The sequence below is a fragment of the Martelella mediterranea genome (genome assembly GCF_004342225.1).
GTDB lineage: Bacteria > Pseudomonadota > Alphaproteobacteria > Rhizobiales > Rhizobiaceae > Martelella > Martelella mediterranea_B.
The window spans coordinates 60768-70721 of the sequence record NZ_SMAR01000020.1 but is presented as its reverse complement, the minus strand read 5'-3'; the positions used below and the strand labels follow the sequence as shown (position 1 = coordinate 70721).

General features: G+C 53.4%; 10 protein-coding genes and 1 tRNA gene. 3 read left to right on the top strand and 8 right to left on the bottom strand.

Annotated features, from left to right (window positions below):
• Both EDC90_RS13290 and EDC90_RS13285 read left to right on the top strand, forming a co-directional pair.
• The coding region (locus EDC90_RS13290) for a DNA adenine methylase (RefSeq protein WP_132312401.1) at positions 1-642 on the top strand (642 nt) is incomplete at its 5' end.
• A gap of 111 nt (positions 643-753) precedes the next feature.
• Positions 754-972, top strand: coding sequence for a hypothetical protein (locus EDC90_RS13285; protein ID WP_132309884.1), 219 nt, complete (start codon positions 754-756; stop codon positions 970-972).
• Positions 973-1520: 548 nt separating this feature from the next.
• Here EDC90_RS13285 and EDC90_RS13280 read toward each other — a convergent pair.
• The 7 genes from EDC90_RS13280 to EDC90_RS13250 all read right to left on the bottom strand — a co-directional run bounded on the left by EDC90_RS13280 (position 1521) and on the right by EDC90_RS13250 (position 8098).
• Positions 1521-1596: transfer RNA gene (locus EDC90_RS13280), tRNA-Lys, on the bottom strand.
• Positions 1597-1729: 133 nt separating this feature from the next.
• On the bottom strand, positions 1730-2638 hold the full coding sequence (locus tag EDC90_RS13275; protein WP_132312398.1) for a PhzF family phenazine biosynthesis protein: 909 nt from the start codon (positions 2636-2638) through the stop codon (positions 1730-1732).
• A 43-nt stretch (positions 2639-2681) separates the two neighbouring features.
• Positions 2682-3416, bottom strand: a complete 735-nt coding sequence (locus tag EDC90_RS13270) for an NUDIX hydrolase (protein WP_132312395.1) — start codon at positions 3414-3416, stop codon at positions 2682-2684.
• Between the two features lie 152 nt (positions 3417-3568).
• Positions 3569-4795 carry a PLP-dependent aminotransferase family protein gene (locus EDC90_RS13265; RefSeq protein WP_132312393.1) on the bottom strand — a complete coding sequence of 409 codons (1227 nt, stop codon included), beginning with the start codon at positions 4793-4795 and terminating at the stop codon, positions 3569-3571.
• A 240-nt stretch (positions 4796-5035) separates the two neighbouring features.
• Positions 5036-6055 carry a ketol-acid reductoisomerase gene (gene ilvC / locus EDC90_RS13260; protein ID WP_132312390.1) on the bottom strand — a complete coding sequence of 340 codons (1020 nt, stop codon included), beginning with the start codon at positions 6053-6055 and terminating at the stop codon, positions 5036-5038.
• Between the two features lie 68 nt (positions 6056-6123).
• Complete coding sequence (locus EDC90_RS13255) at positions 6124-6762, bottom strand: TetR/AcrR family transcriptional regulator (RefSeq protein ID WP_207903910.1); 639 nt, start codon at positions 6760-6762, stop codon at positions 6124-6126.
• A 943-nt stretch (positions 6763-7705) separates the two neighbouring features.
• Positions 7706-8098: a winged helix-turn-helix transcriptional regulator gene (locus EDC90_RS13250; protein WP_132312383.1), complete on the bottom strand. Its 393-nt coding sequence runs from the start codon at positions 8096-8098 to the stop codon at positions 7706-7708.
• A gap of 187 nt (positions 8099-8285) precedes the next feature.
• On the opposite strand from EDC90_RS13250, the gene EDC90_RS13245 reads away from it, so the two are divergent.
• Positions 8286-9167 (top strand): SDR family oxidoreductase, encoded by an 882-nt coding sequence (locus EDC90_RS13245; protein ID WP_132312380.1) that lies wholly within the window; start codon positions 8286-8288, stop codon positions 9165-9167.
• 22 nt (positions 9168-9189) lie between these two features.
• Here EDC90_RS13245 and EDC90_RS13240 read toward each other — a convergent pair whose 3' ends face one another.
• Positions 9190-9942, bottom strand: coding sequence for a pyridoxine 5'-phosphate synthase (locus tag EDC90_RS13240; protein ID WP_132312377.1), 753 nt, complete (start codon positions 9940-9942; stop codon positions 9190-9192).
• Positions 9943-9954: the final 12 nt, after the last annotated feature.

Here is a 9954-nt window from a genome sequence, read left to right as displayed (position 1 = left end):
GAGGTGATCAACGATATCAGCGGTGACGTCGCTAACTTCTTCCGCATCCTGCAGCGCCACTTTCCGCAGTTCATGGATACGCTCCGCTTCCAGATATCCGGCAGGCGGGAATTCGAGCGACTGATGAAGACAGATCCGACGACGCTCACCGATCTGGAGCGCTCGGCCCGCTTTCTTTATCTTCAGCGTCTGGCCTTCGGCGGCAAGGTGGCTGGCCGGAATTTCGGCGTCAGCAAAACCACCAGCGCGCGCTTCAATCTGACCAAGCTTGCCTCAACGCTGGAGGATATCCACGAGCGTCTCGCCGGTGTCGTGATCGAGTGCCTGCCGTGGCAGGACTTCATTCGCCGTTATGATCGACCTGGCATGCTGTTTTATCTCGACCCGCCTTATTGGGGCAATGAGACCGACTACGGCACCGGCGTCTTCGGCCGTGCGGATTTTGAGCAAATGGCCGAAGTTCTGGATGGGCTTAAAGGCAGCTTCATTCTGTCTTTGAACGCCGTTCAAGGCGTCTATGAAACCTTCTCACGCTTCGACATCGAGGAGATCGATTGCACCTATTCGATCTCGGAGGGGAATGGGAAGGGTGTGAAGGAGGTCATCATCACGCCAGCAAAGACATTGCGCATGGCGGCTTAATTGGTTGGAAGAGAGCGAAACCCTTTCACATCCGGTCGACGGAAGCACTGCCATTGCTAGTCTTCGCCTGCCACGAGAGCGATGGTCCGGTCATCACATAAGGAGCTAAAGATGATCGATAAACGCGAAACCATGAAGCAGCTGATCAAGACCATGCAGGTCTCGGCCGAGGAGATCATGAACATCACCGATCTGGCATCAAAGGATATTGAGGAAAACGGCCCGAACTGCGCGGTCGGCGGCTTATGCCGGTTGGATGAACATCTGGAAGAGATCGCCGCCATGCTCTCGGCAACCCGTTCCATCAACCGGATGCGGACTGAGCGTTAGAAACAGCAACCCCGCCTCATGAGAATGGCGCGGGGTTTGTCTCTGCGCAAAGATTTCCGTGCCAAAGCTGTTTCATTTCTGTGCCAAAGGCGGCGGCGCGCCACAGAATATCATTATGTGTGCGCTCTGGATAGCGATAGTTTGCCAGGATTTACGCACTTGGCACTCTCCGTTGATGAAAAGATATCCAGCAAAATGAGCGTAAGGCGGAACCGCAATTTGACATGGGCATAGGTTGCATAATCAGTTGATATCGCGTTCGAGCCCGCCTGCATCAGGCACAGTCCGGGCTGCCGTCGCGGTCACGCAATGTGCGCGATCAGCATTCCATCTGCCTTCTGATTTTCGAGAAAGTCCATCTGCTTTCAAACGCTATGGACGTTTTGAGATGATCGAATTGAACGCGGAACGCAAGGCCTTGAAAAGTCAGCAGGAAACCGGAGTCACAAAACGAGTATGCAAAATTCCCGCAACGCACGCGTTGCCATACCACTTTTCGATAAAGATCTTAGAAATTCTCAGTAAACTACTGAAATTAAAAGAAATATTGGTGGGTGATGTAGGTCTCGAACCTACGACCCGCTGATTAAGAGTCAGCTGCTCTACCAACTGAGCTAATCACCCACTTTACGTCGCCTCGGCGTCGTGTGAGGGGCATATAACGGGGATTCGGAAACTTGTCCAGCGCCTGGTGACAGTTTTTTTAAGTCGACCGTAAGAAACGTTCCGACGAACTGTTAAAGGGGCCTTTTAAAGCTTAAAGCAGATGACCACGCGCCACACAAACCGCCTGACCACCAATTCGTGCGCTGGCAATATCGCGGTTTTCAATATCGATGTTCAGCCGGATATAGGACGGACGGCCCATTTCGACCCCCTGCTCTATCAGAAACGCATGATGGCCGTCTCCCGGCGCATCAAAATGGTTCACCACGCCTGAAAAAGCGGCGGCAGCCGAACCGGTGGCTGGATCTTCAGGCATACCGATATCAGCGGTAAACATCCGCGCATGAAAATTTGCATCGTGACGGACACCGCCGCGCGTATAAACATAGGCGAAAACGGCAAGCCCATCGACCATTGGTGCGAAGGACTGCCAGATGCGCGGATCGAAATCGATCCTTTCCATCACGCCAAGGTCGCGAACAGGGATCATCGAAAAAGGCACACCCGCGCTCCAAAGCGTCGGGACATGGTTTTCAAAACCAAGTTCATGAAGATCAATACCGAGCGCATCGGCCAGCTTCTGCTGCTCGAGAGTGACGGAACGGCTTGAGGAAAGCTGTGGCAAATCAAACTCGGCGAATCCTGCAGAACCGGGCTTTAGCCGTACAGCGCAGCGTACGACGCCAATTTTCTCCGCCAGCACGGAAACCATATCAATGGCCGCCTCCTCACCCTGCTGACGTTCAGCCAGCGCCACCGCGCCACCAACTGTCGGGTGACCGGCAAATGGCAACTCGCCTGTTGGCGTGAAAATGCGTGCGCCAGCCGATTGTGCGGGAAATGACGGTTTGAAAAGAAAGATCGTTTCAGAGAGATTGAACTCACCGGCAATGGCCTGCATCGCACGATCATCAAGCCCGTCCGCATCGAAAACCACAGCCAGCGGATTGCCCGCATAACGCTCATCGGTAAAAACGTCATAGATGGCGTAATCACGCATTTATTTTCTCCTCAAAAACGTCCCTGACCGCACACAGATTTGGCTATGACTGAGATCTGAAAAAAAGGTCCAGTGCCGGTGGCATCGAATGACCGTAGTCAAAGCTATTCATATTGCCTCTGGTAACCGGAATGACGGCATCAATTTCTTTCTCATCATCACGCCGCATATGCGCATGCACTTTTTCCACCAGCTTCTCAGCCGGAAGCTCAGAGCGATAAAAACGATAGAACATCACACATTGTCTGGAATGCGCGCAGTAGTAGTCCGCCCCCGGTCGAAGCGCTGTCAGGTCGATTCCCGTTTCCTCGGCAACCTCCCGGGCCATATTGGCATCCACATCAACCCTGCCATCGACAATATCTGAAAGCTCCAGAGACCCGGAGGCGCAATAGACTTTTCCGGGGTTGGCGGTCGTCTCACTCATACGGATTGCCATAACAGCATCATCGCTGGAAATCAGAACAGCCATGGCAAAGGCATGGAAGGTTGGCGGCGGCGATGCCTGCCTGCGCCACCAAAGATGATAGGCGTATGGCACGACTTTCGCATTCGCCCGGACAATGCCATCCGTAAAGGCGAGCTCGTAAATCGTCAGTAGCTTACCATTGAAAAGGTGAGGATTGGCCGCAATCTCGGCCTCCCAGTTCGCCGCAATGGCAGCCTCGTACTGGCCCAAAAACTCCAACGCTCCGGGCTGAACGCGAATATCGATATCACGAACAGGAAAAGCCTTGTTCTCCGGCGGCCAGCCAGCGAGTGAAGTCTGAAGTTCCACGTTCATTCTCCGGCACGTGTCGGTTTGCCTTGCAAGCATCAGAGAATGCGGAGCATGCACTAATTTAAGATAATGACAACAGAGGCAGACGCAAAAAGCCCGCGCGCAACGATGCGGCGGGCTTTCAGCTCAGTCTGTCAGTCAATCGACCATCAGGCCGCCGCAGCCAACTCGTTACTTACGAGCCTGCCGAGACGTGAAATACCTTCTCGGATGGTCGCCGGATCGGCGCAGGAAAAGCTGACACGAATATGATTATGCCCGGAGCCATCGGCATAAAATGCATTGCCTGGCACAAAGGCCACTTTCTCTGTCTTGAGCGACAAAGGCAAAAGAGCAGCAGCATCCATATGCTCTGGCAAGGTAATCCAGATAAACATCCCGCCCTCAGGACGGATCCAGCTCACACCTTCCGGCATTGTTTCCTCAAGCGCGGCAAGCATTGCATCGCGCCTTTCGCCATAAACCTTACAGATTTTTTCGGCCTGCTCGTTGAAACTCTTTTCAGCGACGCGGGCGACTGCCATCTGATTGATCGTTGGCGAATGGAGGTCCGCTGCCTGTTTGGCCAAAACAAGGCGCTTGATAATCGGTGTTGCCGCACAAACCCAGCCAACCCGAAGCCCCGGAGACAACGTCTTGGAAAAACTGCCGCAATAGAGTGTGCGGGTATTCTCGATGCCGCCATTGCGCTCACAGTCCATCGTCAGAAGCGTTTTGTGGCGTTCGCCATCAAACCGCAGTGCCCGATAGGCAGCATCTTCGATCACTGCAATATCCAGCGCTTCCGCCAAATCGAGAACGCGCTCGCGTTCCATAGGCGTGAGAGACTCACCGGTCGGGTTTGCAAAGTCGGCCGAAAGATAAGCAAACTTCACCCGGCTTCCGGCCTTTTCAGCCGCTTCGCCATAGGCTTCCGGCACGGCATTACTGGAAAAGTCCAGTTTGTCGTAACGCGGCTCATAGGCATTGAACGCCTGCAACGCCCCAAGATAGGTCGGCCAGGTAACGAGCGCCGTATCATTGGGCGACAGGAACAGCTTACCCAGATAATCAAGCCCCTGCTGAGAACCGGACGTGATAAAGATGTTTTCCACGTTCGCATCGATACCGCGCGCGCGCATACGCTTGACGATCCATTCGCGCAAACGCGGATAGCCTTCACTGACAGAATACTGCAAAGCGGCTCCGGCCTCCGGGCCGCTCAGAATATCAGAATAGGCATCCTGAAACGCCTCAGCCGGAAAGAGCGCGGGATCCGGAATACCACCTGCAAACGAGATAATATCGGGTTGCTCAAGCAGCTTGAGCAACTCGCGAATTTCTGACGCGCCCATCCGCTTTGCGCGCGTCGCGTAGATCTTTTCCCAATCAAGCATGGGTGTTTCCTCAGTCTTTTTTTAATGGTGCGACATCACCACAGACCACCGTTTAAGTCAACAATACTGACCTATTTTTCTGGCGATTTTCGCAATTATATGTCGCTCGGCGACACGATGACGTAATTTAGCGAAAAATCGAGGGCAACTGCAAATATAAAACGCCGCCTCCGGCCATACCTTCTGGCATCTTCGGAAGCGGCGCTGACGTTTGTTTTTCCGACCTAAGTCCGGATATTTTTAGTTGCGTTCCTTGTCGACCAGGGCGCCCTTCTTGATCCAGGGCATCATGCCGCGCAGCTTTTCACCGACTTCTTCAATCTGGTGGTGGTCATTGAGACGGCGGGTCGCTTTGAAGCGGGCCGCACCCGAATGCCACTCCTGCATCCACTCGGACGTGAATTTGCCGGTCTGAATATCCTTCAGAACGCGCTTCATTTCTGCCTTGGTCTCTTCCGTCACGATACGCGGTCCGGTGACATATTCACCCCATTCAGCCGTGTTGGAGATCGAGTAGTTCATGTTGGCGATACCGCCTTCATAGATCAGATCAACGATCAGCTTCACTTCGTGGAGGCATTCGAAATATGCCATTTCCGGCGCATAACCACCTTCGACCAGAGTTTCGAAGCCTGCACGGATCAGCTCAACAAGGCCACCGCACAGAACAGCCTGCTCACCAAAGAGGTCGGTCTCGCATTCTTCCTGGAAGGTCGTTTCGATGATGCCAGCGCGACCGCCGCCAACGCCGGACGCATAAGAAAGCGCAACATCAAGCGCATTGCCGGAAGCATCCTGCTCAACGGCAACGAGACACGGAACACCGCCGCCGCGCTGATATTCACCACGAACCGTATGACCCGGGCCTTTCGGAGCGATCATGATGACATCAACCGTTTTCTTCGGCTCAATAAGACCGAAGTGAACATTCAGGCCATGCGCAAAGGCAATCGCAGCGCCATCGCGAATATTGGGAGCAATCTCGCTCTTGTAGATACCAGCCTGCAGCTCATCCGGCGTCGCCATCATCATCAGGTCCGCCCATGCAGCAGCTTCTGCCACGGTTTTGACTTCAAAACCGTCCGCTTCTGCCTTCTTGGCGGTTGCCGAACCGGCGCGAAGCGCAATCGCGATATTCTGCGCACCGCTTTCTTTCAAGTTCAGCGCGTGAGCACGGCCCTGCGAACCATAGCCGATGATAGCAACCTTGCGGCTGTTGATGAGGTTAATATCCGCATCCTGATCATAATAAACACGCATTGTCTTTCCTTCCCTTGACAAAACTTGTGCCTCTGGCCTGCGGCATATCCAGCCGACAGGCAATTCATTTATTTGGACGCAAACAACATCCAAAAACGCTCAATTGAACGGTCCGCGCGTCTCGCAAACATCCCACGGTCCGGCTTTTCTCCGAGCAGCATGCGGACATGGCCATCACCGACGATCAGTCCATAGAGCACGCGATAGGCCTCGTCACCGTCATCAAACACCAGAACGCCGGACCGGCGTCCATCTTCGAGCAAAGCACGGGCACGCTGATCAATCTGCGCCCTTCCCCGCTCAAGCAGCATTCTGCCGAGCTTCTGGCCATCACGACTTGTCTGCCCGATCGCCAGCCGGTTCAGCGCCAGCGAAACATCACCTGCCAGCACTTCCAGCAAATCCTGAGCAAAATCCGAAAGATGATGTTTCAACTCCTCAGAATCGAGCCGATGTCCAGCGCTCTCAAACGTTCGCACCTTGCTTGCCTGATAGGCAATCATGGCGGACAGAAGGCCATCGCGGTCGCCAAACCATTTATAAAGGCTTTCTTTCGAGCAACTGGCCGCACGCGCGATTCCGGCAGTCGTCACCGCCTTTTCTCCACCTTCAACCAGCAAACGCAACGCCTGCTCCAACACTGCCTGCTGGCGCGGCGTAAAGTGATTGTCGATTTCTGCGTCTTCCGTTAAGGCCAAAATGCTAATCCCGCACGTGCCGCCCTCGGCGCGAGGCACGCCATATTACAAATAAACTCGGTACAGTACCGTACGGTACTTATTGCAACAGAATCGAAGCCGGTCAAGAGCAATCTGGCCTGCAAGCTCAATAATAATTCAGCCTTTTGGCCGCTTCTCTTTGAGAATCATCAGCACCAGATAGGCCGGTTTACGCAGGGAGCACCCTTCTGATTACGGGTAAAGCAAGGGAACTCCCCTGCTTCAAAGTGAAGGGGTGGTTTAAGACGCCGCTAAAGGTTTTACCGCGGCGATCAAAGAAGTCTGCTGCTCCTTGGCTCACAAAAGGAAACACTCAATCTTGCTGCATTTGCGCGCATCCCAAGAGCCTTAATTCGCAATGCGACCACATCCCAGTCGCCATCTAGTGGTCCGATTCCAACATTTGGTTCCCGTTTCAGCGCACTCGGTGCCAAATGTTGGAATCAACAGGACCACTAGCAAGTTTATGTTTCTAGTGGAATTTTCGAATTTGACATTTGATGTATGCGTTCGCTGCGACGGGAATCAAATGTCAAATTCATTCCACTAGTTTCATGATGAAATGTCAGACGTGACCATTTCAACAAGCTGACAAAAAGGTAGCAGATTTATTTAATCAAACGATTGACTATTGGGTTCATCGTTATTAGATCATGGTCACAGGCTTGGAGCTGAACGCATTTTTCCGGTTCGCCGCATTTTTGCCGACTATCCGTAAGATGATTTCAGTCAAGTCAGTTATTGAATTCAAGCACAGTGGTGCTTTGATTAGAGAGAAAACGTCTCTCATCGTGACGCTTCAGAGTGCCCACCGCATCACGGACACTCTTTAACGCTTCGGCGATTAAGCTCAGTTCACGATGACCTCCGGAAACACCTCGGCACCCCTGCGCCGGGGTGTTTCTTTATCAGGATGCCAGCCCCCCTCAGTTCAGCTTTCTGTGTCGAAACTGGCGCGTGCAGCCCTGATCTTCCAGTGGTTCTCTCCAGCCCAGTCGATCAACCCTTGCAGTGGTATCAGAAATGACCTGCCTTCCTCCGTCAGCGCATACTCGACCCGTGGTGGCTGGGTTGGGAAAACGGTACGGGTTATATAGCCGTCGCGCTGAAGGTCCCTCAGCGTTTTCGTCAGCATCCTTTGCGAAATATCTGGTACGAAACGCCTGAGCTCCGCAAACCGCATCGGTCCATCGTCCAAAGCCGTTAGCAATAGCGAACTCCATTTGCCTGAAACATGGTTCAACACATCGCGGATCGGACAGTTCTCGCTGCTCCACTCAGGATGGCCTATATAGGCAACCGTTTTTTCTTTTATGCCGCTCATCGGCGCTACTCCATCATGTCAGTCACATCTGTGTAACCAGGCAACAAAACAATGCCTTCTTTACAATATCATATCTATCTCTAAATGAGATATGGTCTCTTTTTGAGACTACAATATTTTTCAGTCAATGAAACGTGTTCACCGCCTTGTCGGTAAAGACATTTCAGGTTCATCGGAGAAAATGAACATGCCCGAGACAAAGCTTCTTGTTACCGGCGCGTCCGGCCAGCTTGGCCGCGAAACGCTGGAAGCGCTGATCGAAAATGGCGTCGCACCTGAAAAAATCATAGCGACCACGCGAGATCCTTCAAAACTGTCAGACATGGCCAACAGAGGCATCGAGGTTCGCAGGGCAGATTTCAGCCAGCCTGAAACGCTGGATGCCGCTTTTAAGGGTGCGAGCCGGATAGCCGTGATATCGACTGACGCGATTGCACCTGGAACAGATCGCATCACCCAGCACATGAATGCAATTTCAGCAGCGGTCAAAGCCGGCGTCAAAAGGGTTGTCTATACCTCCATGCCTGACCCGGCGCATTCCAAAATCTCGTTTGCACCAGATCATCTTGCATCGGAAAAGGCTGTTTACGAAAGCGGACTTACATACACGATCCTGCGCAATAGCTGGTATCAGGAAAATATGCTAATGAATCTGCCACAGGCTTTTGCGTCCGGCATCTGGGCCACAGCAGCCGGAGATGGCAAACAGACCCACATCGGGCACGATGACTGCGCCCGGGCACTGGCAGCAGCCCTAACGGCAGAAGACAATGACAACCACATCTATACACTCACAGGCCCAGAGAGCTTCACGATGGAGGAAATCGCGTCGATCGCACGTGATGTCATCGGCAAGCCGCTTGAAGTGAAGCAGGTCAGTGAAGATGCGCTTCGTGGCGGGCTGGAAGCAGCCGGTCTGCCCGGTTTTGTTGTTGCACTTTCAGTCAGCACCGATGCCAATATCCGTGCTGGCGGCTTTGACTTGGTCACATCTGATTTTGAGACATTGACGGGCAGAAAGCCGCGGTCATTGCGCGCCTTTTTCGAAGCCAACAAAGCCGCATTTTAAATCGACATGGCACTGCGGCGGGTCAGGTTCGCTCGCCGCAGGCTTCACGGAAGCGGCGTACGGTTTCCGCCATTCCAAACTCAAGAGCATCAGCGGTCAGTCCATGGCCAATAGAGACCTCAGCCAGATGCGGGATATGGCTTGCCAGAAGAGGCAGGTTTGCAACTGTCAGGTCATGGCCGGCATTGACACCAAGCCCAAGCTTATCGGCAAGCGCTGCTGTTTCCCCCAGCACCTCTGCCAGTTCACGCTCCTTCTCGGGCGCATCAAAACAGCCGCCATAAGGCCCGGTATAAAGCTCAATCCGATCAGCACCGATATCGCGGGCAGCCTGAAGCTGTCGCGCGCTCGCATCTCCATCTGTAAACAGCGAGATACGGATATCCTGTTCTTTCAGGCGCGCGATCACCGGCTCCAGAAGTTCCCGGCTGGCGATAACGTCCCAGCCATGGTCGGACGTCGACTGTGATGGGTCATCCGGAACAAGTGTCACCTGATCCGGCCTGTTCTCCAGACACAATCCGATGAAATGGTCGGTCGGATAGCCCTCAATATTAAATTCTGCCTGCGGAAACTCACGGTCGATCAGCGCACGGATGACAGGAAGGTCAGCAAATCGAATATGCCGCTCATCAGGCCGGGGATGGACAGTGAGACCATGAGCACCGGATTTCAGAGCAATGCGCCCAAAATGCTCGACACTTGGCCAGGGCAAGTCTCGCCGATTGCGCAGCTGCGCGATTGCATTGAGATTAACAGATAGACTGGCTGGCATCGACAAAACTCC

Bases quoted from the DNA above. Each gene is read 5' to 3' on its own strand.
- EDC90_RS13285 (WP_132309884.1), top strand. From the start codon at position 754: ATGATCGATAAACGCGAAACCATGAAGCAGCTGATCAAGACCATGCAG.
- EDC90_RS13275 (WP_132312398.1), bottom strand. From the start codon at position 2,638: ATGCGTGATTACGCCATCTATGACGTTTTTACCGATGAGCGTTATGCG.
- EDC90_RS13265 (WP_132312393.1), bottom strand. From the start codon at position 4,795: ATGCTTGATTGGGAAAAGATCTACGCGACGCGCGCAAAGCGGATGGGC.
- ilvC (WP_132312390.1), bottom strand. From the start codon at position 6,055: ATGCGTGTTTATTATGATCAGGATGCGGATATTAACCTCATCAACAGC.
- EDC90_RS13250 (WP_132312383.1), bottom strand. From the start codon at position 8,098: ATGAGCGGCATAAAAGAAAAAACGGTTGCCTATATAGGCCATCCTGAG.
- EDC90_RS13245 (WP_132312380.1), top strand. From the start codon at position 8,286: ATGCCCGAGACAAAGCTTCTTGTTACCGGCGCGTCCGGCCAGCTTGGC.
- EDC90_RS13240 (WP_132312377.1), bottom strand. From the start codon at position 9,942: ATGCCAGCCAGTCTATCTGTTAATCTCAATGCAATCGCGCAGCTGCGC.